Genomic DNA, 24,919 nt, shown 5'->3' with positions numbered 1-24,919 from the left:
ATAGCCGCCTGATACTTGTTCTGTCAGGCCTACATCAGTATAAAGCCGTTAGTAGAACCCGTTGACACTCTTGACAGAGGGCGGCGGGAAAAGAGCAGCGAAATTACAAAACACCCTATGAAATTTTTGGCGAGTTCAATTTTGCTTTGCGCCGGCCTGGCGGGAGCAAATCAGGTTATAGCTGATGAACTGGACGAGATGCTGCTCACGGACGAGTTAGGTGAAGAAGGAATTTTCGAGGATCACGAATTGCCGGTGGTACTGACCGCCACGCGATTACGTCAACCTCGGGCAGAAGTACCAGCCAGTGTAACCATTATTGAGGCACAACAGATCGAGGCATGGGGTGTCCGTACCTTGCCGGATTTGATGCGGTTTGTGCCTGGCATGTTTATTGGTCATGGCGATGACGAAAACAACGCGTCGGTGGCGTATCACGCAGGGGCTCCCAGCGTGTCGCGGCGCTTGCAGGTGCTGGTGGATGGTCGCTCGGTTTACCGGGCAGCGATTGCCTCGGTCACCTGGAACGACATCCCGGTGGCGTTGGAAGACATTCAGCGCATCGAAGTGACCCGCGGCCCCAGTTCAGCCACCTATGGCTCGAACTCCTTCCAGGGCGTGATCAACATCATCACCAAGCACCCGGGTGATTCGCTGGGAACCCAGTTGCGTTATCGCAATGGCAACAACGGCGTCGATGACGGCTATTTGAGTCATTCCTGGCTTGCCGGTGGCGCAGCCTGGCGGGTGACCGGACAAGTATCCGCCAGCGATGGCTTTGATGGTTCTGACCGCAACAGCCACAGTGACCAGTACCGCGACGGCGTACGTCATGGCTTTGTGTCGCTGGCGCGTAACCAGACCTTCGACAGCGGTTGGGTACTGCAGACCCAGGCGTCCTACAAGGCCGGTCACACCGATATTCGTCAGAACGATCTCTATACCTCAGCCCCGGATGTGGATTCCCGTCAGGGCATGGTGCTGGCGAAGTTGTCGAAAGACTTTGACGTCGACCATTCCGCCTATGTGCGTGGTTACTGGCAGCGCGAAGTGCGTGAGAGTTCGGCAACGGTGAATCCGTATACGCTGATGATCGATCCGGCGTTGTTCGATTTGTACCGTTACAACAACACTTTGGCGGACGGTTTTGTGTATGAACTGCAAAATCTGATTGGTGAAGTCTATGCTGGTACGGTAGCGGCTTCCAACGCGCAGAGTGAGCTGATGCAGCGCTTGATGGGCTATGGTCTGGACACAACAGGCATGGGCTACATTGGCCAGATTCTGGCCAATAGCGGTGGCGACTTGTCGTTGCTGACCCAACGCACCGAAGGCACCATTGAGAACACCAGCCGTGACGAGCGTTTTGATATCGAAATTCAGGACACCCGCCGCTGGACCGAGTCCCTGCGGACCGTGATGGGCCTGAACCTGCGCCGCGATCAGGTGTATTCCCGCACCTACTTTGACGGCACGGTGAAAAACGATACCTATCGCTTGTTCGGTAATCTGGAATACTGGCTGTTGGACGACCTGCTGCTGAACGCTGGCGGTACCTGGGAGAAGGAAGACGCCAACGACAGCGTGTTCTCACCGCGTATCGGCCTGAATTACCTGATTACCCCGCAGCAGAGTGTGCGTTTGATTCATTCACGCGCGACCCGTTCGCCGGACCTGCTGGAACAGAACCCGAACTTCCAGATTGACGTTACCGGGTTGAGCGACAATTACCTCAATGCCGATGAAGGAACCTTCTATCTGCATCAATGGCCGGGCGCACGGGATCTTGATCACGAACGCATCACCAGCCTGGAATTGGGGTATTATGGTCGCTTCAATGAGCCGGGCATCGAACTGGACGTGAAGGTTTTCCGCGAGCATATGGAGAATTTGATCACAGATCCGATCAATATCCAGACGCTGGAGTTGAACGCTAACACCCACATGGACATCGAAGGTGTTGAGATGCAACTCAATTGGGAAGCGACGGCGAAAGACTGGTTGTGGTTAACGGCTGCCTACATCAATGTGGATGTGGAAGGCGAGGACACCATTGAGCCGGATGGCGATGTGTACCGCTCTTACCTGACGGATACCCGGCTGAGTGCCCAGAACAGCCTGGTTGCAAGCTGGAGTCACCGTGAAGAAAACTGGAGCCTGACCGGTTCCTACTTCTGGTATGACGCTTACAACCAGTACGCCAAAAGTAACGACAACAGCTATCGTCGTGCCGAAGTGAACTTCAAGGTGTTTGATCGGATTGGTAAATACCAACCGTCACTCGGGTTCTTCGTGCATCATGTGATTGATCGCAACCCGCTGATCTACAGTAATCAGAGGTACAATACCAGTAACCTGTTCTACGTTCAGGCTGGTATCAATTTCTAACAGGAAGACAGATTGCATGGATGCAAGGTGTTTCAGTGACGAAAACAGGAGGAGTTGGACCACAGCGCTGCTGACCCTGGCGTTGCTGTTGGTGTTCAACGCCTCCTGCGCCCTTGAACTGGCATTTGTCAGCCACAAGAAGGCCGATTCTGTATCCCGTCTGGCGGCCAATACCGCCGAGCTGGCCAACGCCCAGGCAACCGTGGTGTTGACCAGCAGCCCTCGCTTTGAAGACCGTGTTCAGCAAGCCGATGTGGTGGTACTGGTCGGCCAGCAAGCACTGACTGCCCGTGACCGTATTCCGGCCAATATCCCGACTCTGGCGGTGCTGATACCGGCTCAGCAAGTCCCCGCACTGGCACTGCAAAGCGCCATCTATCTGGAACCCCCGTTTGCACGTCAAATTGCACTGGCGCAGGCCCTGATCGGTGATGATCAGCCGTTGGGCGTACTGGCGACCAACCAGCAGTCGCTGCTGACATTGTGCGACTGCGAAGACAGTCTGAACAGCAAGCGTCTTCAGGCCTATTACCTCGACGACTACGACAGCCTGAATCGTGCTTTGGTCGATCTGTTGCAAAACAGCCAGGCGCTGATCGGTATTTACGATACGACGCTCTACAGCGCCGCCAATATCAAGAACATCCTGATTACCGCCTATCGCCAGAGTCGACCTCTGATTGGCCCTTCGAGCGCCTACATTCGGGCCGGTGCGCTGGCGTCGACCTACAGTGACCTTGGTGACACTGCCCGCCGGTTGGCTGAGCTGGTAACGGCAGGGCAACAGGGCGATTGGCCCACGGCGGGATACAACCCGTACTTCAAGGTGCGTTATAACGAGCAGGTTGCTCGCTCGTTGAACCTGATTTTGCCAGATGCAGAGCAACTGGCCGAGACTCTGCGGCAACAGGAGCAACCATGATTTCGGTGCGCCGTTGGCCGATCCGGATGCGTGTGCTGTTGGTAGGCACCGTACCCGTGTTGGTGGCGGCGTTGCTGATTACCAGTTACCACATGTTCAAGCGCTGGGAAGAAATGCAGCGCGAAACCCGGGTGCTGACGGAAATCGCACTGGAAAACCTCGCCGCCTCGGCGGAATACCCGCTGTTCTCTGGCAATTACGCCATGCTGGAACCTGTGGTTGGCAGTGTATTGAAGCAGCCAGCGATTGCCTCGGTTGAGATTCGTAACCTCGACGACGAGCGGGTGTTCTATCGCCAGATTGATCGATACGCCGAAATTCCTCTCGCTGACATGCGCTTTGTAGAGCAACCGATCACCCAGGAAATCCCGGCGTTTGATGCCTTCAACGACATGGGCGAAGGCGACATGCTGCTGGAAACCATTGGTCGGGTGCGGCTGGAAATTACCGACACCTTCAACCTTCAGCGCCAGGACGCCATTCTGGTTCAGTCGCTGATGACAGGCATCGGGGTGATTCTGGTATCCATGATGGTCGCTGGGGCGATCTCCACCACCATGATTCCACCGCTGGAAAAACTGACGTCGTTTATTCGCTTGCTGGCCAATGGCAAGACCGATGGCAGCATTGATGTCGATAACGGTGCAGAAATAGGTGAGCTCCAACTCAGTGCCAACCGTTTGGTGGAGTCGTTGGAAAGCGCCCGCCAAAACCAGAGTCGCTACACCGCCCAGCTGCGTTCGGAAAAGCTCAAGACCGAACAGGCTTTGCGGGCCAAAAGCGAATTTTTGTCCATGATCAGCCACGAAGTAAGAACCCCGCTGAACGGCATCAGCGGGGCCTTGCAGCTGATTCGCCAGGACGTGTCAGCGTCCGAATTTGACGAGTATCGGAGTATGGCAGCGAAGTCGCTGGCGGGTTTGTCGCAAATTCTGGAAGACATCCTGATCGTCGTTGATACCGACAAGATCAACATGCCGATTGCGTTCGAGGCGCATTGTTTGCCGCAAGAGCTTGACCCGCTGATGGAAGAGTTTCGCCATAAAGCGATGGAGAAAGAGCTCTCTTTTGTGGTCGAATTTGACCCGCAATTGTGTCAGCAATCGCTGCTGATGGACCCTTCCCTGATTCGTCAGGCGCTGCGACACCTGATTGATAATGCCGTTAAATTCACCGACGACGGCTATGTGCTGATCAAGTTTTCGTTGTACCCGCAGTTGGAGCATCACTGGCTGGTGGTGGATGTCATCGACAGCGGCATTGGTATTCCTGCCGATCAACGCCATAAGGTAACCCAGGCGTTTGCCCAGGTATCGTCATCGTTCAACCGCCAGTACGACGGCATGGGTCTGGGGTTGACCATTTCCCATCATATTTGCCATGTACTGGGGGGCGGCATTCAGTTGAATGACAACCACGGTCAGGGCACTCATGTGGTGGTGAATCTGCCGCTCAAACTGGCAGGGGAACAAGAGACCGAGCATTCAGGCCAGGCATCTGAGCAGCGTGGGCGGATTCTGGTGGTGGAAGATAATCAGGTGAACCTGAAAGTGGCTCAGAAGATGTTGAATCGGGTCTGCCCCGATGCCGACATCACCATCGCCGAAAGTGGCGAGCGTTGCTTACAGTTGATCGAAGCGCACACCTTTGATCTGATCCTGATGGATTGCCAAATGCCGGGTCTGGATGGCTTTGAAACCACCGAAGCGTTACGTCAACGAGGAATCAGATGTCCGATTATTGCCTGTACAGCCAACAGTTCCGATGAGGTGAGGCAGCGCTGTCTGGCGGTGGGGATGGACGACTTCATCAGCAAGCCGGTGTCGCTGGCGCAAATGCAAAAGATGGTGTCTCGCTGGAACGCCTGTGGCGAGCAGGAAATCGTCTCCTGACGGAAAACAGGTCCCCTGAAACGCAAAAAGCCAGCATCAGTGCCCGGATGCTGGCTTTTTTGTGCTGAATTTACCGTCCTGAATCAGGCGTGGTATTTCTCAGCGGCAGCGACTTCGTTGGCCGAACCCATCACCACGGAAACCCGCTGGTGAATGCCTTCCGGCTGAATGTCCATGATGGATTCAAATGCGGTGCTGCATTTGCCGCCAGCCTGTTCCATCAGCATGCTCATCGGGTTGGCTTCGTACATCAGACGCAGCTTGCCTGGCTTGGACGGATCGCGGTTGTCGAATGGGTACATGAAAATACCGCCTCGGGTCAGGATGCGGTGAATTTCAGCCACCATCGCTGCAACCCAGCGCATGTTGTAGCGTTTGCCCAGTGGGCCTTCTTCGCCTTGCAGCAGATCCGCCACGTAGTTTTGCATGCTCTCCAGCCAGAAGCGCTGGTTCGACATGTTGATGGCAAATTCCTTGGTGTCCGGGGATACCTGGATATTCTCTTTCATCAGCAGGTATTCGCCCTGACGGCTATCCAGCGTGAACGAGTAAACGCCGTTACCGGTCGTCAGCATCATGATGGTGGATGGGCCATACAGCACGTAACCAGCCGCCACTTGTTCACGGCCGCATTGCAGGTAGGCTTGCTCGTCGCCACCGGATTTGTCGGCTGGTGCTTTCAGAATGGAGAAAATGGTGCCAACCGACACATTGATGTCGATGTTGGAAGAGCCATCCAGTGGATCGAACAGCACCAGGAATTTGCCGTTGTCGTTGCAAGCAACCGGGTCCGGTTCTTCTTCGCTGGCGATGCCTTTCACGCTTGGCATGGCGGCGAGGGCGTCTTTCAGCAAATCGTTGGCGATGACGTCCAGCTTCTTCTGGCATTCGCCCTGAACATTTTCCTGTTCAGCGCTGCCCAAAATGCCCGCCAGATCACCCAGCGTCAGCTGATGTGCAATGTCCTTGCAGGTGACACCCAGTTGATCAATAACATCAACCAGCTCCATGTCGTTACAGTGCTGCTGTAAAAAGCTCCTTAGTCTAAGCATTATGTGCTCGCCCTCGATTTGGTCAGATTCGTGATAGGCCGGATAGTACCGGATTGGGGGGCGGATTTCAGTGGAATTGTTGCGTGGCAGTCTGCATGACAGGGGTAGGGTTCGCAGGTTATAGGCGATAAACTATCCGCTTTGGGGCGTTAACAGCCCAGCGATGAGACGGAATATGAAGTTACATTTTCTTGGTATTTGCGGCACGTTTATGGGCTCGCTGGCACAGCTGGCCAAGGCTCTGGGGCATCAGGTGTCGGGCAGTGACCAAGGGGTTTACCCGCCAATGAGCGACCAGCTGAGTGCGGCCGGGATTGAACTGATCAGCGGCTTTGATCCCGCTGACATTCCTGCCGATGTCGAGCTGGTGGTGATTGGCAATGCCATGTCCCGCGGCAACCCGTCGGTGGAGTATGTGCTGGAGCGCAACCTGCCTTATTGCTCGGGGCCGCAGTGGCTGCACGACCACGTGCTGGGCCAACGCTGGGTGTGTGCGGTGGCTGGTACTCACGGCAAAACCTCTACCTCTTCCATGCTGGCCTGGATTCTGGATTACGCCGGTATGGCACCGGGATTTCTTATTGGCGGTGTGCCGGGTAACTTTGAGGTGTCTGCACGGCTTGGCGAGACGCCATTTTTTGTGATCGAAGCGGACGAGTACGACACTGCCTTCTTCGACAAGCGTTCCAAATTCGTTCATTACAAACCGCGTACGCTGGTGCTCAACAATCTTGAATTTGACCACGCCGATATCTTCGCCGACCTGGCCGCCATCGAAACCCAATTCCATCATTTGGTGCGACTGGTTCCGGCATCCGGCAAGATCATTTACCCGCAATCAGAAACCGCACTGACGCGAGTATTGGAACGTGGCTGCTGGTCAGACAGCGAAGCCTTTGGCGGCAGCAGCCAGCTGCATGGCAAGCCGCTGCAAGCCGACGGCAGTGCCTTTGAGCTGTGTCTGGGAAGCGAAACCAAAGCAACGGTAAATTGGGGCCTTACCGGGCAGCACAACATCAACAATGCCTGTGCAGCAGTATTGGCGGCGCATCATGTCGGCGTTTCAATCTCGACAGCGGCCGAAGCACTGGCGCAATTCCGTTTACCCAAACGACGTATGGAAGCCCTGCATCGGGATGCCGGGTGCCAGATTGAGGTGTTTGATGATTTCGCCCATCACCCGACCGCAATTGAAACCACATTGGCCGGTGCGCGCGCGGGTCTGGCCGAGAGGCAGCGCTTGATCGCCGTGCTGGAACCGCGCTCCAACACCATGAAAATGGGCGTCCACAAGGATTCGCTGGTGGCCTCTGCGGCCGTGGCGGATCAAACCCTGTGGTTGGAAGCGCCGAATCTGGGTTGGACCATCGAGCCGCAGCTGGATGACTCTGGTCGCTGTTACCACGATGCTGAAACGCTCTATCAGGCGTTACAGGCGCTGGTGCAGCCGGGTGATCGGGTGGTGTTTATGTCGAACGGCGGCTTTAGCGGTTTGCCTCATCGCTTTGCTGATTGGGTAAATGGCAACTGGGTAAATGGCGACTGGGCAAACGAAGGAGCACCGCGGTGATGACAACTCCAAATCCGGCAGAACGTATTTGTGTGGCGGTGACCGGCGCCTCGGGAGCCCCTTATGCGCTGCGGCTGATTGAAGTGCTGGTGGCCGCAGGGCGTCCGGTGGATGTGATTTTCTCCAAAGCGGCTTTGCTGGTAACTGCTACCGAAACCGATCTGACCTTGCCAGGCAAACCCCAAGGGCAGCTACTGGCTTTGCAGCAGTACCTCAAACTCGAAGCCGACTCCCAGTTGATTCGGGTGTTTGGCCGCGACGACTGGATGGCTCCATGGGCATCTGGTTCTGGCCAGCCGGGGCCGCTGGTCATTTGCCCATGCAGCACCGGTACTCTTTCGGCGATTGCGGTGGGTGCCAGCGACAACCTGATCGAACGGGCGGCAGATGTGGCTCTGAAGGAAGGTCGCAAAATGATTCTGGTACCGCGCGAGAGTCCGTATTCGGAAATTCACCTGAATAACATGTTATCGCTCAAACGCATGGGCGCGGTCATTATTCCCGCCAGTCCGGGGTTTTATAATCGGCCGCAGTCCTTGCAGGACATCATCGATTTTGTGGTGGCGCGCATTCTTAACCAGCTTGGTGTACCGCAATCATTAATGCCCAAATGGGGCGGACCGGATTCAACAGGAGAGCAGCAGGGTGAGTGATCAATCAAGCAAGCAGCCAGAACGCCCGGATACCGCGCGTGCCACGGGCATCGGTTTCATAGCCGGTGTGGTGATCGCAGTGCTGGCGATGGAGTATTACGGCTTCGTCAATCACCCGTCCAAAGCCGACAAGGCGCTGATCGATGAATTCCAGCTGCTGTCGCTGGACCCGGGCTACAACGTCAAGGTATCGCCGAAAAGCTCTGGTAAGGAATCGTTCTGTGTTGATGGCTACCTGCTGATGCGACCGACCAACGGCGTTGCGGTGGCAGGCATTCTGGTGGATGACAAGAACCGCCCGGTTGAATGTGAGATTGGATTCGTCCCTTCAGATACCAATCGGCTGCCAGAAAACTGAGCTGATGTGGCTCACAATTGGCAAAGAAAAGGCAGCCTTGCTGGAGAACATCCGGATTGCTGCCTAAACTGATTTCATCAGTGAATTTACCGGTTGTGGTTCATATGTCCCTCAAATGCGTTTTTTGTAAGCAGCCCGTGTTTGGCGTCGGTGGTGTCACCGTTCCGTCGATGGGCCCTGCACATAAAAATTGCTATGAAGCCTATCGAACCATGCGCCGTACCTTCCGCTCCATCGACATCACCGAACTGACGGACAACGAACTCTCCGATCTCAAAGACCTGGTGCTGGCCGAAGAAAATGATCGACGGCGAAAGTCGGCCCCCAGCAACGACGACATCGAGCTGTTCTGATCGCCTTGTCACTATCGGATATTGCAGCGCGATGCCGTAAACTAGGCGTTTTCGATTGTGGAAGCCCGCTATGGTTCTTGCAGCAGGATCATCCGATCTGATTAATACCGTCTGGGACGATCAACTGGCATCCGGCACCGATGTGACCGCGGCGGAGCTGGTGAATGGTACGGTTCTGGTGATTGGCCGTGATGCCATTGCCCTGTACCGCCAGAAAGACCAGCTCTCTGACGCTCTGGGTAACGGCCTGATTCGCCTGCAACCTTTCCCGGAAGGACTGCGTATTGAAGGGGACTTTCCGTTGATACGTGAAACCCGGGCTGGCTATGTTGGGCTGGCGGACGAACAGGTATTGCTGATTGGCCTCAATGATGTTCGTATGTTTTCCAATAAGGCCGATGCGCTACGCAACGCCAACGAACAGCTTCGCATGTCGCTGCAACACTGATCACCTGACGAGACTTTTTCTGTGAATTCGTTTTACAGCTATGTAATTGGTGCCGACCGTCCGATTGGCCAACACCTGATCAAGGCGCTGGCAGCGGAGAACTACCTCTATAAGGGACTGGCGATTGAAAGCCAGGAGCGGGTAACCCTGCAATCCAGCGGCCAGCCGTTTTTCATTATCACCCCTTCACTGTTTGCCGCCGCCGATCTCAATGAGCTGGAAAACTGGCTGGAATTGGCTGAGGAAAACGATGCCGCGGTGGTGTTTGTTTCCTCTACGGCGGTGTATCCCTACGAGAAAGACGGTCGTATCAGCGAAGCAACCGAGGTGTTCAGCGAGCAGGCGATTGCCAAAGGTCTGCTGGCTGCCGAAGCCCGAGTGCGACAGACCCGTCGGCATCTGATCTTGAGGGTTGGCCAGCAGTTTTCAGTCAGCAGCGGCGACTTTGCCCACGCTTTGCTGACGCAGTTACGCCAGGATCAGTCACTGTCGCTGGATGATCAACTGCCATTCAGTCCAACCCCGGAAGACGACATTGCCAGTGTGCTGTTGGCGATGCTGAAGCAGGCGGATTGCTCGGACGATTTGTGGGGAACCTATCACTTCAATGGTGTTGAGCCAGTGACGTCGTACGCTTTTGCTGAGGCGCTGCTGTCTGAAGCCAGCCAGTATGAGGACTTCACCGAAGTTCGTCTGGAAATCGTTGCAGAAGAGGGCATCCGACCGGCCTTGATGACGGCCAACAGCGAGGTAGAGCACCTGTTTCATACCTTTGGCATCAAGAAAAAGCCATGGCGTACCGGTCTTAGCCGTTTGGTTCGAGGGTACTTCAGGGCCGCTGATTAATCGGTACAAATCAAATCGGTCACGGCAAATAGCAGACATAAAAAAACGAGCTCAAGGCTCGTTTTTTTATGTCTGGTGCTGAATCAGGCTTTCAGATTCAAAGCACCGGATTCCTGATACAGAGTCATCAGTTTGTCGGTGATCACAGAGCGAATGCTCTCACGATCCAGTGATGACATGGCACGCAGCTCTTTCAGGCGCAAACGATGCAGATGCAAGCACGGCAGCTGTTCGTTGAACTCACGCAAGTCACCTTTCATCAGCACCGGCAGGAACGGATCTTCGCTGTTGGAACGGCGCAGAATCTGACGGATACCTTCCTGGAAGGGAATTGGTACCGAACGAACGTTCTTGTCACGGTGAGAGATGATCAGGTACAAGCCGCTTTTACCGATCAGGTTGCCCGGAATAACGTGCAAACCGGTTGATTGAACAGCCTCTGGTGACAGGTGGCTGAACGTATCATGAAACGCGTAGGGATCTGGCAGGATCACCAACTGACGGTTGGCTTCTTCCGGGAAGAATACGCTGTAGTTGGTGTACAACTGGCGTACGGAAGCCGAGAAAACGCAAAAGTGGTTTTCGAACTGTTTGACGAAATTAACGGCACGCTTGTGCTGGTGGATCTTCTGAAGATCCCAGACCAGGTCTGCGTTACGTTGCTGCTTTACAGAGTACATCCCGATTACCTTCCCAGTGATAGGTTCCCCTGCAGGAGTATGGATATTCTTGCTGGTTATCTCTATTTAACCTTATGAACTTTACTCCATTATGAACGGAGTGCAAACAAAGATACCGCATATCCTTACAAATCTGTAAGGGTTCAGACCAGAGACAATAAACTTTCTGTTCCGTTCATTGTGTCACAATCGTTTTTATCCAATTGTGAGCTATTGCTCAATAAGAGCCAAAGGAATGGCCTGAATGGGAGGAACGATACAGTTGTGTCCCGGTGATCAGAACCGTCAGTTCACCCAGTAATAACCAAGGGTCGCCGCCCATTCCCTTGGCTGCCGCATCGACTTTTTCGGCCATCATCATGGCTTCATGAAGTTGCTGTCGGGTCAGTCGGGAGATGGCCGATTTGTAACCATTTTGCTGTCGTGGCCAGATACGGGACTGCTTGAACGCCTCACTGAGCTGCTGACCGGTTTTACCGTGCAAGGCGAGTAATTGTCTCAGTTTATGCACCAATGCGCCGAGAATGGACAAGGCGTCCACGCCTTCCGATTTCAGGTGAGACAACATCCGGCTGGCGTCCTTGATGTTACCGACCATGCAGGCGTCGGCGTAACCAAAAGCGTCGAAGCGGGAGTTGTCACCAAGTATGCCGGACAGCATTTCTTCGGTGACCACCTGTACGCCGCTGATGCGCAGCTTTTCGATTTCCTGAACCGCTGCCAGCAAGTTGCCTTCGGTATGGTGAGCCAGCATGGCGACGGCGGCCGGATCGGCTTGCAGACCCGCCTGTTGCAGCCGGTTTTTCAGCCAGCCGGGGTATTGGTTACGCTCGATCGGCCAGATTTGCACCACCACACCGTCTTTTTCGATGGCTTTGAACCAGGCGGTGTTCTGGGTTTTGCTGTCGAGGCGAGGGCACATCACCAACACCAGGTTGTCCGGGTTGTTGGATTTGGCCAGGGATTTGAGGGTTTCGCCCTTGTCGGAGGGTTTGCCGTTGGGAATCCGCACTTCCAGCAAGCGCTGGCTGGCAAACAACGACATGGCCTCGGCTTCATCGCGTAGCTGGTTCCAGTCGAAACCGGCTTCGGCATGAAACAGCTGGCGTTCGTCAAAGCCCGCCGTACGGGCTTTGGCTCGAATTCGGTCACAGGCTTCCATTACCAACAATGGCTCATCGCCAGTGACCAGATAGATACCGGCCAGCGATTTACCCAGTTGGCCATCGAGTTGGTCGAGGCGCAGTTTCATATCAGTTGTCGACGCTTTGCAGACGCAGGATCAACAGATTGAACAGCTTGTCGACCAGTTCGCGGGTGCGGGCTTCTTTTCCCAACTGGGTGGCGGCAACACGCGTCACGTCGTTGTCGTACCACACCTGAGTGGTGATGCTGATGGGCGTCACGTCGCCATGTTGGGAGACCAGTTGTCCGGTCAGTTGGCCCACCAGTTCGTACTCGGCCACTTCACCGGCACTGTTGATGGTTTGGGTACGCTGCCGGATGTTGAGCTTGTCGAGGTTCAACAAGGCCTGGCTGTCGGCAGGAGTGTCTTTGACGATCCAGCCACCTTCATTGAGCCGGTAGCTCAGTTGCAGCTGGTTGGCATCGGAAAGGCTGCTGTTCAGGGTCAGTACCTTGTAGGCCGCCGGAGGCTGGTGTTGCCCCCGCAGCTGCCAGCCACAGCTGCTGAGCACGGTGGCAAGGCACAGTGTCAGCAGCAGGGCGGTGGCATTTTTCAAACGTGATGTCAGAAAGCTCACGGAATATCCCGATCAGTTGGCCACGATGTTGACCAGTTTGCCCGGCACCACGATGACCTTGCGAACGGTCTTGCCTTCGATCTGGCGTTGTACCGCTTCGTCGGACATGGCCATGGCTTCCAGCTCATCCTTACCAGCAGAGGCCGGGACTTCCAGTTTGGCGCGCAGCTTGCCGTTGACCTGAACGATCAGCTGAATGCTGTCGGCCACCAGGGCGGACTCATCGACCGCTGGCCAGGCGGCATCAACCACCAGACCTTCGTTGCCGAATTCAGTCCACAGTTGCTGGGTCATGTGCGGTGCCATTGGGCTCAGCATACGAATGACAGCATCGATACCTTCCTGGGCAACAGAACGGCTGCTCTCTACGCTCAGGTCCAGCTTGGTCAGGGTTTTCAGCAACTCCATGATGGCAGCGATGCCAGTGTTGAAGTTGTAGCGACGGCCTACGTCGTCAGATACCTTGGCAATGGTTTCGTGCAGCTTGCGACGGGCATCCTTGTCGGCTTTTGGCAGCTGGTCGGCAGCAACGGTGACTGCGTCGTGCTGCTTCAGTTCAAAGGCCAGGCGCCAAACGCGCTGCAGGAACTTCTGTACGCCCTGAACGCCGGAGTCTGCCCATTCCAGGGTTTGCTCTGGTGGCGCTGCAAACATGGTGTAAACACGTACTGTGTCGGCACCGTATTGGTTGATGGCTTCCTGTGGGTCAATGCCGTTGTTTTTTGACTTCGACATTTTGCTCATGCCGTCGTACTTCAGCTCCAGACCGTCGGACTTGCGCTTGGCGGCAGCCAGGCCACCTTTATCGTTGCGCTCGATTTCGACGTCATTCGGATTGACCCACTCTTTACCGCCATTTTCGTCGGTGTAGTAGAAGGCATCGGCCAGAACCATACCCTGACACAGCAGCGACTTGAACGGTTCATCACTTTCAACCAGACCGGCATCCCGCAGCAGTTTGTGGAAGAAGCGCGAGTACAGCAGGTGCAGGATCGCGTGTTCGATACCACCGATGTATTGGTCCACCGGCAGCCAGTAGTTAGCTTCAGCCGGGTCCAGCATCTGATCGGCTTTTGGCGAACAGTACCGGGCGAAGTCCCAGGACGACTCCATAAAGGTGTCGAAGGTATCGGTTTCGCGGAAAGCCGGTGCACCGTTCAGTTCGATGTTTTCGAATTCAGGGTTGTTCTTGATCGGTGAGTTAACGCCGTCCATGACAACATCGGTTGGCAATTCAACCGGCAGCATATCGTCTGGTGTTGGAACCATGTCACCGCTTTCGGTGCGGATTACCGGGATTGGAGCGCCCCAGTAGCGCTGGCGGCTGACACCCCAGTCACGCAGGCGGTAGTTAACCTTGATCTCACCTTTACCCATCTCAGCCAGTTTGGCAGCGATGGCGTCAAACGCGGCTTCGAATTCCAGACCGTCAAATTCGCCGGAATTTACCAGTTTGCCTTTCTCGGTGAAGGCGGCTGCGGTCAGATCAATCTCTTCACCCGCCGCTGGTTCAATCACCTGTTGGATTTCAATGCCGTACTGCTGGGCGAATTCCCAGTCACGCTGGTCGTGGGCAGGAACAGCCATCACGGCGCCAGTACCAAACTCCATCAGTACGAAGTTGGCAACCCAGACGTCCACTTCTTTGCCATTCAAAGGATGAATGGCTTTGAAGCCGGTTTTCATGCCTTTCTTTTCTTTGGTAGCAACATCAGCCTCGGCGGTGCCGGATTGCTGGCATTCTTCTACAAAGGCAGCCAGTTCTGCGTTGTTGGCGGCGGCTTCTTTTGCCAACGGGTGACCGGCAGCCACAGCCACATAGCTAACGCCCATCAGGGTGTCTGGACGGGTGGTGTAGACTTCCAGTTGATCGTCACGACCAGCCAGGTCAAAGCTGAATTCGACACCGCGGGATTTGCCAATCCAGTTGCGCTGCATGGCCTTTACTTTTTCCGGCCAGCCGTCCAGTTGGTCGAGGTCTTCGAGCAGTTCTTCGGCGTAGTCGGTAATCTTGATGAACCACTGCGGGATTTCCTTGCGCACAACCGGTGCGCCAGAACGCCAACCGCAGCCATCGATCACCTGTTCATTGGCCAAGACGGTCTGGTCAACCGGGTCCCAGTTTACCGCAGCGGTTTTTTTGTAGGCCAAACCCTTGTCGATCAGCTTGGTGAAGAACCATTGCTCCCAGCGGTAATACTCCGGGTCGCAGGTGGCGATTTCACGATCCCAGTCGTAGCCAAAGCCCAGCGATTTGAGCTGGTTTTTCATGTAACCAACGTTTTCCTTGGTCCACTTCGCTGGGGCCGTGTTGTTCTTGATGGCGGCATTTTCGGCAGGCATACCGAATGCGTCCCAGCCCATTGGCTGCATCACGTTTTTGCCCAGCATGCGCTGGTAGCGGGAGATCACGTCACCGATGGTGTAGTTACGTACGTGACCCATGTGTAGTCGGCCGCTTGGGTACGGGAACATCGACAGGCAGTAGAACTTCTCTTTGTTGCTGTCGACAACGGCTTTAAACACCTGGTTTTCGTCCCACTGTTGCTGGACAGCAGGTTCAATCTCATGGGGTACGTAGGTTTCTTGCATCATGTCGGCTTGTAAACAATCAGTGCGTGAATAAAAGAAGGCGGACAGTCTACCCGATCACTTTCAAAGGCGACACTCGAATCCGGTAAATACTCTGTGTTGCGGGCCTTCAGGGCGAAGGCTGTCGTGTATTGGCGGGCTGCTGGCCGGGCGATTACGGGACATCATGACAATTGGTCTGACGAATTTTGATACAGGTCATTCAGTGTTCAACTAATGGCCGTGAAGGGCGGGTTTTCTCTTGGTCGGTGGCGGCTGTGTCGTTAAGTTAGCCTCCTGGATAAAGGAGTCTGATGATCAATGAAGAACCGCTGTGCGATCTTTCTGTTTACTGGTTTGTTGGTAAGTATTTTCAGCGCCCGGGTCGTCGCAGATGAGACGGTCGACGAGCTGATTCGTGACATGATCCATATTGAACAAAACGAGCAAGCCCATCAGGCAGCCATCATGCAAGGGGAAGAGCGCGGCATCCTGTGTTTTTCCTGTCACGGCCGGGATGGCAACAGCAAACGTGATTACATTCCCAATCTGGCCAGCCAGAACGCCGCCTACCTGTTTACCCAGTTCGAGCACTTTGCCAACGGTATTCGCAAGGACTACGTGATGAGCAAACTGGCCAAGCAATTGACCGACAAGGAACGGGTGGCGATTGCGCTGTATTTTGCCGACAAGGAAGTGAAACCCCGCCAGCAACCGGTTGCGCCTTCCGAGAAGGGCAAACAGCTGTACGACTCCATGTGTTTCGCCTGTCATGGACAGTCTGCCCATGGCTCCCGCGAATACCCGCGCATTGCCGGTCAGCCCTACGAATATCTGGAAACCACGCTGTTGAACTTCCTCTCCAAAAACTCGAAGCGTGCCCAATCTCCGATGGTCGCGGTGGTGCAGAACCTGACCGAGCAACAACTGAAAGAAGTCGCCTCTTACGTTGCGCATATGCCTTGATGCCAGCCTGCGATGGCCAGGCGCTGGAGCTTTGGCCATCGCTCTTTGTTACAGTGTGCCCATGTTTTTTGGATAGATGTTTTTTAGATAAATGTTTTCTGGATACATGTTCCTTGGGTGCATCACCTCATGACCGCTTCGCCAATCCCTACCGTTAATGTCTGGATCACCAGCTACGGCCTGCGTGGCAGCGTTGCGCCTCTGGCCCACGCCAACGACATGATTCTGGAAGCCGATGAGCGGATCTTGCCGGGTGTTGAGCATAGGATTTCGCCGGATGTTGAGCATGGGATTTTATTGGATGCTGACGACAGTTTGCTGATTCAGGGGTGGGACTGACGGCTAACACTGAAAGCCCAAGCGCAACTGTCGGGAATATTCGACTCTGTGGTATTCTCAGAACCAATCCGGAATGTGTGCGGGGGCGGTCGCTTGAAACACCGGGCATCATCCCCATATTCCACAAGAATCGATTAATGCCTTGCTAAAAGAGAGACATCACCATGGAAATTATGGACGTCATCAAAGACCAGATTGAGAACAACACCATCCTGCTGTACATGAAAGGTTCTCCTAACCAGCCTATGTGTGGTTTCTCTGCTCGCACTGTGCAGGCGGTGATGGAATGTGGTCAGAAGTTCGCTTACGTTGACGTGCTGTCCAACCCGGAAATTCGCACCAATTTGCCGGTATATGCAAACTGGCCAACCTTCCCGCAGCTGTGGGTAAAGGGTGAGCTGGTTGGCGGTTGTGACATCGTGACCGAAATGTTCGAAAAGGGTGAACTGAAAACCCTGCTGGAAGAAGCGGCTCCAGAAGCCTGATCGCTGATTCAGGGAACCACCGGCTCCGGTGGTTTCCGTTTCTGTTTCTCTCCCTCTTTTCCTCTTCCCCCTCTGCTTGTTTCTCCCCTGCTTCTTTTTCTTCTGCTCTGCTCCTCTACCTTTCCCTTTTTTCCTTTTCTTGTTTCTGGCCGGCACTGCTGATTGATATAGGGCTTTACCTCATCGAACCAAACAACCACCAGAGCGAACAAATTTACCCGTAACTGCCATTCATCTTCTGCACGACATGACACGCGCCAGTGGCTGTGGTGATACTCTTGGCGAACAATAATAACGTCAGGCACGGCAGCCATGTACGCATCACCCTCCGACCAAGAACCGCTCGCTTCTGCGACGGGCGCATTGAACTTGCCCGCTCGTCATCGCCCCGCCAATGCGCCACGGGTACCGCTTCAGCGTGCCGAACCGGACGCGAATATCGCAACGTCTGCTGCACTGGTGTGGGTTCAGGCCCCTGCTGGATTTGGTAAATCGGAATGGCTGCGGCGCTATTATCGGGACCGTCAGAGCAGTGGCCGCAAGGCGGTCTGGATCAACTGTGAGTTTGGCGATTCTGACAACGAACTGCTGCCGCTGTTAATGCACCTGGACGGCTCCGAGCAGGCTCTGCAACTGGCGCAACAAGCCCGCCAAAGCTGGCAGCCTCGTTCAGGCACCCTTGGACTGTTGGGCTGCTGGACGGCGTTATTGCAACAAGCCTCGGACAGCGCTCGTAAACCACTGGAATACTGTCTCTGTCTCGACGACGCTCATCTGATGGATGTCAGCGGATGGCGGCTGCTGTGCGAACTGATTCGGTTGCAGCCTGCGGCATTGTCGTTGGTGGTGGCCTCACGGGCGTTGCCGCCGTCGGCCACGGCAATTTTGATGGCCGAAGACGTTACCCATATTGGTATTCAGCAGCTGCGCTGGAGTCGGGTCGATACCGAGCATTGGTTACAAGGGCAGCAGCTGGTGCTGGACAGCGACGACCAACGACTGCTGGATCAACGTTTTCATGGCTGGCCCGCCGCGATTGCTATCTGGGCGGCGTGTTTACGTGCCTCGGGGAATCTGGCCACGGTGTCGGTGGGGTTGGCCAATTTTGAATTGCAGGATTACTGGCTGACCGACACTCTGGCTGGCATCAGTCGCGAAGAACGCCGCTTGTTGCAACAGGCGGCGGTGCTGGGGCCTGTGTGCGAAGGGCTGCTGTCGCATGTCAACGGCTATGCCTGTCGGGACCTGATGCAATCCATGGTGCGCAGTGGTTTTCTGGTGGCACAGGAGCGGGTCAATTGGGCCGAGCTGGAGCCTGCTTTTGTAGAGGTCGCGGCTGCCGCTGTGACCGAACGAGATCAGGAGATCTGGCATCAACGGGCTTTTGAGTGGTACGACAAACACCAGCAGCCTGTGCAGGCACTGGAGCACGGTCAGCGTTCGGCCATTCACGGTGGCTTGGCAGTGTGGGTAGAAACCCGTGCTGAAGCCTTGCTGGCCAGTCTGGATATTGCCGGGCTGGTGGACTGGTGCGACCGTGCCGGCGAGATCGTTCTACGTCAATCGCCACGCTTGATGCAGCTGGCCTGTTGGGCCTGGATGCTGACTTATCGACTGCGACGGGCCGAGTCGTTGCTGCGCCATCTGGCTCAGGGGCAGCAGCTGGAACCCGCCGAGCTGAAATCACTGCAAGGCTATATGGCGCGGCTGAAAGGCAACAGCAAATCGGCCAGCAGCCTGTGCTCCGAGGCGCTGCAAGAGTTACCCCCGGAGCGCTACAGCGTGCGCTTTTTGATGGCCAGCACGCTGACTTATCAGGCGTTGGCTGAAACCGACCTCGACGCTGCACGGGCCTGCAACCGCACGGCTGTCAGTATTTCCCGCCAGTATGGCAGTCTGACGCTGGAAGCCCTGGCGCTGTTTGATCAGGCCCGTATTGAACTGCATCGCGGCCATTTCCCGTTCAGCAAGAGCCTGGTGGATGGCGGCATTCAACGTTTGCAAAGCCTGCCCGAACACCTGTCGGCGATGCCGATGGGGCGCTTGCTGTTGTACAAGGCGTTTTTGCAGTGGGTGACAGGGGAAGACCCCAAACACTTGCTGACTCTGCTGGAGCAGGGCATCAGCCACTGCTGTAAATCCGGTGATGTGCTGGTGACTTACGGTTACGGCCTGCAAGCGATGGAGCTGGCAGCCCACGGTCAGGCCAGCAAGGCGCTGGACTGTCTGGACGATGCCGAGCGGCTGATGCAACGCTGGGGTGTCGATACCGAGGTATATCTCTGGCTGATGCTGGTGAAAGCCAATGTGTGGATCTTTCAGGGCAAATATCACCGTGCTGAAGAAGGCATTGAACAAGTGCTGGGCAGTCGTCACCTGTCGCACGTGCAGCGGCCGGAGATTTTCCCGATGCTGCCGGATTTTGTTGCCGCTACCCGAGCCCGTTTGTATTTGCTGTGCGGTCGTTACGACGACTGCCTCACCGAAGTCGACGAGTGGCTGCGCTGTAATTCCAGCCCGCTGATCAAGCTGTTGATTCAAATGATGCGGGCCGCAGCCCTACGCGGTAAAAACCAGATTGCCGAAAGCCAGCACATGTTTAATCAGCTGGGTCATCACATGCGTCATGAAGGCATTGGCATGAGCTTCCGTGCCTGGTTGCCGGAGTTGTACAACTCGACTGCCTCATCGGAAACTCCGGCCAGTGTCACGGTGCGGGTGCAGCTGAGTGACCGTGAACACGATGTGTTGCGCAAGATTGCCGAGGGGGCTTCAAATCAGGAAATTGCCGCCCAGTTGTTTATCTCGATTCATACGGTCAAAAGCCATGCCCGCAAAATCAACATGAAGCTGGGGGTCAAGAACCGCACCCAGGCGATCCGCAAGGCAAAGGAGTTGTTGCTGTTGTAATTGTCAGTATTTGCCTGAGAAAAACAGAGCACTTTTGCTCGTATTTTGAACAGCAACCAGATTGGCAAGTTGTAAAGCTATCGTCTAAACCTAAGGGAGAGTTACCAACACCAAAATGGACGTGACGCATGAGGACACCCTACAGCGCCCTGATTCTGGCCTCCCATTCTCTGGAGCAAGTAGAAACTGCCCTGGAGGGCGGTTATCAGGTCGAATATTGCGACGCAGCAGAAGCCGCTTTACAGCATCGTGAGCTGGCCCAGGTCAGGATGATACTGATCGATATTGCCAGTTTTGGTGCCGTGGGCAGCGTTGAGGCCTGCAAACACATCAAGGAAGCCGAGCAGGGGGCCGATATTCCAGTGGTCCTGATGGGCGCGGGTGCCAGTCTGGATTCCCGTATGGATGCCTATGAAGCCGGTTGTGATGACTATGTAACCGACACCGACATGCAGGAGCTACGGGCACGTGTTGACCGGGTAATGTTCAACAAGGTTGCCAGCGACCAGCTGAAAGTGCAGCTCAAGCAAGCCAACGAAATGGCGTTTATCGCCATGTCTGATACCTCCGACCTGGGGGTTAACATCCAGTTTCTGCTGGACGTGAACAACTGTGACAACCTGGATGAACTGGGCATGAGGCTGTTTCAGGCGCTGAAAAACTACGGCCTGAATTGCAGCCTGCAAATGCGTGGTCGCTACGCGGTCAAGAACATGGAAGCCAACGGCATGGCCAAGGAGCTGGAATCGGCACTGTTGATGGAATGTCGGGATCAGGGGCGTTACGTCGACTTTGGCAAGCGTTCCATCATGAACTACGGCAAGGTGTCGCTGTTGGTGAAAAACATGCCAATGAACGATTCAAAAAAGTACGGTGCCATCAAGGACAACGTGTTCTCGCTGTTGCAGGGGGCTCATGCGCGCATAGAAGCGCTGGACAACATCTACACCATGCAGCTGGAAAGCAAAGTGGTGATGCAGTTGGCGGAATCCATGCGTGGACTGATGCGCACGGTGGATGATTCGTACCAGCACGTCATGCAGGACATTGCCGGGGTGGTGGAAACCATGGCGGCGGGGGTAGAGCACACGGTGCAGTTTTTGGGGATGGATGAGTATCAGGAAAAATCGATTCAGGAGATCATGGAAACCGGTATCTCGGAAACCACCCGGGTGTTTAATCAGGGCGTTCGGATCGATAATGGCCTTACCCAGTTGCTGGAAAAGATCGACTCGGCCATGTCGAGTGAGCACGGTGACACCCGCGAATTGAACCAACTGCTGGAGTTGTTGGAAGAAACCACTCGCAAGTCGATGGCTTAAGACTTAAGACACTGGACATACTCGCTTAACAAAAAGCCCGCGCTTCGTCAGTAGCGCGGGCTTTTCTTTTTGTTGGGCTTAATCAGTTAAGCACCGTTGCCTCGCTCACTTCATCGCTTGGCAGGTCCACTTCCCAGGGTGGGTTTGGACGAATGTTATCAATCACGAACTCAACAAAGCTGCGTACCTTGGCGGACAGGTGGCGGTTGCTTGGGTAGAGCGCGTGAATCGGGCTGGCTTCAAACGGGTAGTCGGCCAGTACCGGTACCAGTTCACCGGCCTGAATGGCTGGGGCAGCAATCAGGGCTGGCAGTGGCGTCACACCGGAACCAGACAGAGCCAGTGCATACAGTGAAGCAAAGTCGTTGGCTTGCAGTTTCGGTTTCACCGGAATGTTGATTTCCTCGCCAGCCGGGCCTTCGATGTTCCACTGCAACCAGCGGGAGGCGGTGATCAGGCGGTGGTTCGACAGGTCGTCAGGGTGGTGTGGCGTACCAAAGCGGCGCAGATATTCCGGGCTTGCGCACATCACTGCACGGACGTCGCCCAGGTAGCGACCAATCAGGGAGGAGTCTTCCAGCTGGCCAATACGGAAGGCAATGTCGATGCCTTCCTGCACCAGATCCAGCATTTGGTCAGACAGCACCAGATCGATGTTCAGCTGTGGATGCAAATCCATGAATTCTGAAATCAGGCTCGACAGCACCGTGGAGCCAAACAGTACAGGGGCGGTGATGCGCAGGGTACCGGTCGGCGTGGTTTGCATCTGGGTGACGGCAATGTTGGCTTCCTCGATTTCGCTGAGGATGCGGGAACAGTGGCCGTAATAAGCGTTGCCGGTATCGGTCAGGCGCAAGGAACGGGTGGTACGTTGAATCAGACGCACGCCCAGACGCTCTTCCAGCTGGGTGATTTTGCGACTGACGGTCGACTTTGGCAGACCCAGATTGCGCGCGGCACCGGTGAAGCTACCAGCTTCGACAACATGAACGAAAATGGCCATTTCGTTCAGGTCAAATTCCTCTCTTTTTCCGATCTGCATGTGGGTCTCCCGCTGAGCAGTGAGCCGAATGTCGCTTCTGACAGCTCTTACCGTTGAGTCAGGCTAAGCAGTGCAACAATCGCTAAAACAGGTGGCATTTAGTATTTAACTAATTTGCCATAATAACTGGAACAATAGAAGGTAAATTGTAGCTATTGTTCTGATAGGTATCTTCGAATTTATCTATATATCGCTGATTAGTGCATTAAATCCTGACTGAGTGGCCGAAAAATTCCGATTGGTGACATGAATGCGTCAATCGAAAGAGTGCGGCTACAGCTCGATTTTTACGCCCAAAGAAACAATGGTGGGCAAGTCGGTGACTTCTTCCCGCTCGCTGTAATCGGCATTTTTGTATTCATAGTCGATCACGTTATCGCGGCCATACAGATTCAGAATCTCTCCGTACAGTGTCATTTCCCAACCCTCGAACAGGTACAGCCGATCCATGCGAACGTCGAGGCTGTGATAGGCGGGCAAGCGCTCGGAATTGATGTCGCCGTAGATCGGGTTGTACAGCTCGGGGTTGTCGCTGTCCTGCTCAGCTCCCAGCAATGGGGTGACCAGCTGGCCGCTCTGATAGCGCCATTTCAGGCCCAGCGTGGTGCGGTCGCTGAGTTCGTAGCCAATGACGCTATTAATGACCACCGGCTGGTCGTAGGCGTAGCGAAAGTCTTCGCCGGTAATGTCGTTGGTGCGTTCTGTATGAGACCAGGCCAATGAAGCCCAGCCGTACCATTGATCGGTCAGATCCTTGTTGATAAACAACTCCACGCCCCAAGCCTTGCCGTGGGCATCGTTGCTGTAACGGGGCAATTCGCTGTATTGCTGGCTGCTGAGATCGGGGTAGTTGTCCGCTGACTGGCGAGCGATCACCAGCCGATCCATGGTTTTGTAATAGGTTTCCACCTTGACCAGCAGGTCGTCTCGCCATTCGTGCTCTAGCCCTAGTACCCAATGGTTGGCGGTGGGCAGTTTCAGGTCGGGGTTGCCGAAATCCTCAGCGTACTGGCCAAAGTTGTCCGGGAAGTCGTGGTATTGGCCGTAACCGCTGGTGAGGTTCCAGAACGGCGCAAAGCGCCAGCGGCTTTGCAGTTTGGGTTCGATAAACCACTCTTCGGTGTAGTCCTCAACGGACACCAGTACGCCCGGAGTCAGCTCCCAGTCTTCGTTCACCTGCCAGCGGTCGGCGAGGCTGAGGTCCAGACTGTTGACCACCTCATCAAAGCGGCTGTCGATGGTCTCGGTGCCGTCTACCAGTCGGCAGTCTGGTTGAAACTCGTCGCAAGGGGGACCGGCGTAACGGCCGCTGCCGCCGATATGCGCCTGGCCAAACTCCAGTCCCCAGCTGAGTTCGTGGTCGAGGTTCACAAATTGGCTGAACTGGCTTTTGACGGTGTAGTCGTTCACCTTCACGTCAATGCGGTTGCTGTTGCCAATGCTGAATTGCAGCTTCTGCTCCAGTTGGGCCAGGCCCAGCTTTTGTTGCAGCCCGGAAGGGTAAATCTTTTCCCACAGCAAGGCCTGGCTGTTGAAGTACTGTTCAAAGCCAATGCCGCCATCCAGGCCGGGGTCTTGCTGCACCTGGTCGGAGTCTTCGTCGAACAGCAAGCCGGCTTTGTCGCGAGCACCAATGACGTTAAAGGTGATGGATTCGGTGGTGCTGACGGCGTACTCGTACTTGCCCTGATAGTCGTAGTATTCCGGCACGGTGGTGAATTCGAACTCTTCATCGTCGAGCAGGTTTTCGATGTAGTACTGGAACAAGCTCTGGCGGGCAGACAGGTAAAAGCCCTGATTGTCGCCGGTGGGTTGCTCGAAAAAGATCCCGGCTTTCAGCAAGCTGAAGTCGATTACGGCCTGACGGTTACCAAAATCCGGGCGGCGCGACTGGGCGTCAATGACGGCACCGGTGGAGCCGTTATACGCCGGGCCAAAGGCCGCTGGCAGCAGTGCAAAATCGCCAATCACGTTGTCGCTGAGGATGCTGGAGGCATCGGTGTGGAAGATATAACCCACCGGAAAGAAATCGATGTAAAAGGCGTTGTCGTCCGGCGATGAGCCACGCACCGCCGGTTCGGAGCTTTGCGCGGAGCTGAACACTACGCCGGGCAAACTGCCGATGGCTCGTAATGGGTCGTTACCGGCACCGGGAACTTTCAGCAGCCGTTCGGTTTTTACCGTGGTCAGTGGCTCCTTGATGCCCAGCACTTCAACCACTTCGGCATCCTGATAGGTGAGGTCCGGGTCTGAGTTAGTGTTGGCAATGTCGGAGGAATCGGTGTTGGCGAACGCCGATACAGGCAGCATACCGACGGCAAGTATCGCCATTGCCCAAATAGGCCGGGCTTTGGTTGGC

Annotated in this window: 22 protein-coding genes; 14 read left to right on the top strand and 8 right to left on the bottom strand. The window is 55.2% G+C overall.

Annotation, left to right across the window (positions count from 1 at the left end; translation table 11 throughout):
- Positions 1-198 precede the first annotated feature (198 nt).
- From ACXADJ_RS11700 to ACXADJ_RS11690, 3 genes are read left to right on the top strand one after another with little or no spacing between them, the layout of a single operon-like run.
- Complete coding sequence (locus ACXADJ_RS11700; RefSeq protein WP_475066053.1) at positions 199-2,388, top strand: TonB-dependent receptor plug domain-containing protein; 2,190 nt, start codon at positions 199-201, stop codon at positions 2,386-2,388.
- A 16-nt stretch (positions 2,389-2,404) separates the two neighbouring features.
- A complete protein-coding gene (locus ACXADJ_RS11695; RefSeq protein ID WP_475066051.1) occupies positions 2,405-3,310 on the top strand; it encodes a hypothetical protein in 906 nt (301 codons plus the stop codon).
- Positions 3,307-5,202 (top strand): response regulator, encoded by a 1,896-nt coding sequence (locus ACXADJ_RS11690; protein ID WP_475066049.1) that lies wholly within the window; start codon positions 3,307-3,309, stop codon positions 5,200-5,202. The genes ACXADJ_RS11695 and ACXADJ_RS11690 overlap by 4 nt, the downstream gene beginning before the upstream one ends.
- Positions 5,203-5,285: 83 nt before the next feature.
- On the opposite strand, the gene ACXADJ_RS11685 is transcribed toward ACXADJ_RS11690, so the two are convergent.
- Positions 5,286-6,254, bottom strand: a complete 969-nt coding sequence (locus ACXADJ_RS11685; RefSeq protein ID WP_028294921.1) for a class 1 fructose-bisphosphatase — start codon at positions 6,252-6,254, stop codon at positions 5,286-5,288.
- Positions 6,255-6,429: 175 nt separating this feature from the next.
- On the opposite strand from ACXADJ_RS11685, the gene mpl reads away from it, so the two are divergent.
- From mpl to ACXADJ_RS11655, 6 genes are all read left to right on the top strand, one after another.
- Positions 6,430-7,824, top strand: a complete 1,395-nt coding sequence (gene mpl / locus ACXADJ_RS11680) for a UDP-N-acetylmuramate:L-alanyl-gamma-D-glutamyl-meso-diaminopimelate ligase (RefSeq protein WP_475066046.1) — start codon at positions 6,430-6,432, stop codon at positions 7,822-7,824.
- Positions 7,824-8,477, top strand: a complete 654-nt coding sequence (locus tag ACXADJ_RS11675; protein ID WP_475068194.1) for a flavin prenyltransferase UbiX — start codon at positions 7,824-7,826, stop codon at positions 8,475-8,477. The genes mpl and ACXADJ_RS11675 overlap by 1 nt, the downstream gene beginning before the upstream one ends.
- On the top strand, positions 8,470-8,835 hold the full coding sequence (locus ACXADJ_RS11670) for a hypothetical protein (protein WP_475066044.1): 366 nt from the start codon (positions 8,470-8,472) through the stop codon (positions 8,833-8,835). Before ACXADJ_RS11675 ends, ACXADJ_RS11670 begins: the two co-directional genes overlap by 8 nt.
- A gap of 56 nt (positions 8,836-8,891) precedes the next feature.
- Positions 8,892-9,188, top strand: coding sequence for a DUF2175 domain-containing protein (locus ACXADJ_RS11665; RefSeq protein ID WP_475066041.1), 297 nt, complete (start codon positions 8,892-8,894; stop codon positions 9,186-9,188).
- 70 nt (positions 9,189-9,258) lie between these two features.
- The gene (locus ACXADJ_RS11660; protein ID WP_475066037.1) at positions 9,259-9,636 is read left to right on the top strand and encodes a hypothetical protein; all 378 of its coding nucleotides are present in this window, start codon (positions 9,259-9,261) and stop codon (positions 9,634-9,636) included.
- 21 nt (positions 9,637-9,657) lie between these two features.
- A complete protein-coding gene (locus ACXADJ_RS11655) occupies positions 9,658-10,482 on the top strand; it encodes a sugar nucleotide-binding protein (protein ID WP_475066034.1) in 825 nt (274 codons plus the stop codon).
- An 83-nt stretch (positions 10,483-10,565) separates the two neighbouring features.
- Here the strand turns inward: ACXADJ_RS11655 and ACXADJ_RS11650 are convergent, their stop codons facing one another.
- The 4 genes from ACXADJ_RS11650 to leuS form a co-directional block, all read right to left on the bottom strand.
- Positions 10,566-11,162: a hypothetical protein gene (locus ACXADJ_RS11650; protein ID WP_028294915.1), complete on the bottom strand. Its 597-nt coding sequence runs from the start codon at positions 11,160-11,162 to the stop codon at positions 10,566-10,568.
- A 217-nt stretch (positions 11,163-11,379) separates the two neighbouring features.
- Positions 11,380-12,414 (bottom strand): DNA polymerase III subunit delta, encoded by a 1,035-nt coding sequence (holA, locus tag ACXADJ_RS11645; protein ID WP_028294914.1) that lies wholly within the window; start codon positions 12,412-12,414, stop codon positions 11,380-11,382.
- A 1-nt stretch (position 12,415) separates the two neighbouring features.
- Positions 12,416-12,925 carry an LPS-assembly lipoprotein LptE gene (locus tag ACXADJ_RS11640; protein ID WP_475066029.1) on the bottom strand — a complete coding sequence of 170 codons (510 nt, stop codon included), beginning with the start codon at positions 12,923-12,925 and terminating at the stop codon, positions 12,416-12,418.
- Between the two features lie 12 nt (positions 12,926-12,937).
- On the bottom strand, positions 12,938-15,517 hold the full coding sequence (gene leuS, locus ACXADJ_RS11635) for a leucine--tRNA ligase (protein ID WP_475068192.1): 2,580 nt from the start codon (positions 15,515-15,517) through the stop codon (positions 12,938-12,940).
- Positions 15,518-15,817: 300 nt separating this feature from the next.
- Here leuS and ACXADJ_RS11630 point away from each other — a divergent pair, with 300 nt between their 5' ends.
- The 3 genes from ACXADJ_RS11630 to grxD all read left to right on the top strand — a co-directional run bounded on the left by ACXADJ_RS11630 (position 15,818) and on the right by grxD (position 17,286).
- Complete coding sequence (locus ACXADJ_RS11630) at positions 15,818-16,462, top strand: c-type cytochrome (RefSeq protein WP_475066027.1); 645 nt, start codon at positions 15,818-15,820, stop codon at positions 16,460-16,462.
- A 129-nt stretch (positions 16,463-16,591) separates the two neighbouring features.
- The gene (locus tag ACXADJ_RS11625) at positions 16,592-16,801 is read left to right on the top strand and encodes a hypothetical protein (RefSeq protein ID WP_475066025.1); all 210 of its coding nucleotides are present in this window, start codon (positions 16,592-16,594) and stop codon (positions 16,799-16,801) included.
- A gap of 164 nt (positions 16,802-16,965) precedes the next feature.
- Positions 16,966-17,286 (top strand): Grx4 family monothiol glutaredoxin, encoded by a 321-nt coding sequence (grxD, locus tag ACXADJ_RS11620; RefSeq protein ID WP_475066024.1) that lies wholly within the window; start codon positions 16,966-16,968, stop codon positions 17,284-17,286.
- A gap of 8 nt (positions 17,287-17,294) precedes the next feature.
- On the opposite strand, the gene ACXADJ_RS11615 is transcribed toward grxD, so the two are convergent.
- Positions 17,295-17,600, bottom strand: a complete 306-nt coding sequence (locus tag ACXADJ_RS11615) for a hypothetical protein (RefSeq protein ID WP_475066022.1) — start codon at positions 17,598-17,600, stop codon at positions 17,295-17,297.
- Between ACXADJ_RS11615 and ACXADJ_RS11610 the strand changes: the two genes are divergently transcribed.
- Together ACXADJ_RS11610 and ACXADJ_RS11605 are read left to right on the top strand one after the other, a co-directional pair.
- Positions 17,599-20,196, top strand: coding sequence for a helix-turn-helix transcriptional regulator (locus ACXADJ_RS11610; protein ID WP_475066020.1), 2,598 nt, complete (start codon positions 17,599-17,601; stop codon positions 20,194-20,196). The two genes, ACXADJ_RS11615 and ACXADJ_RS11610, sit on opposite strands and share 2 nt — an antisense overlap.
- Positions 20,197-20,324: 128 nt before the next feature.
- The gene (locus tag ACXADJ_RS11605) at positions 20,325-21,518 is read left to right on the top strand and encodes a response regulator (RefSeq protein WP_475066017.1); all 1,194 of its coding nucleotides are present in this window, start codon (positions 20,325-20,327) and stop codon (positions 21,516-21,518) included.
- Positions 21,519-21,600: 82 nt separating this feature from the next.
- Here ACXADJ_RS11605 and ACXADJ_RS11600 read toward each other — a convergent pair whose 3' ends face one another.
- Together ACXADJ_RS11600 and ACXADJ_RS11595 are read right to left on the bottom strand one after the other, a co-directional pair.
- A complete protein-coding gene (locus tag ACXADJ_RS11600; protein ID WP_475066015.1) occupies positions 21,601-22,560 on the bottom strand; it encodes a LysR family transcriptional regulator in 960 nt (319 codons plus the stop codon).
- Between the two features lie 273 nt (positions 22,561-22,833).
- On the bottom strand, positions 22,834-24,891 hold the full coding sequence (locus ACXADJ_RS11595) for a TonB-dependent receptor plug domain-containing protein (RefSeq protein ID WP_475066012.1): 2,058 nt from the start codon (positions 24,889-24,891) through the stop codon (positions 22,834-22,836).
- Positions 24,892-24,919 lie beyond the last annotated feature (28 nt).

The sequence above is a fragment of the Oceanobacter sp. ABM4_470 genome, assembly GCF_056158645.1.
This window is presented reverse-complemented; position numbering and strand designations above follow the sequence as displayed.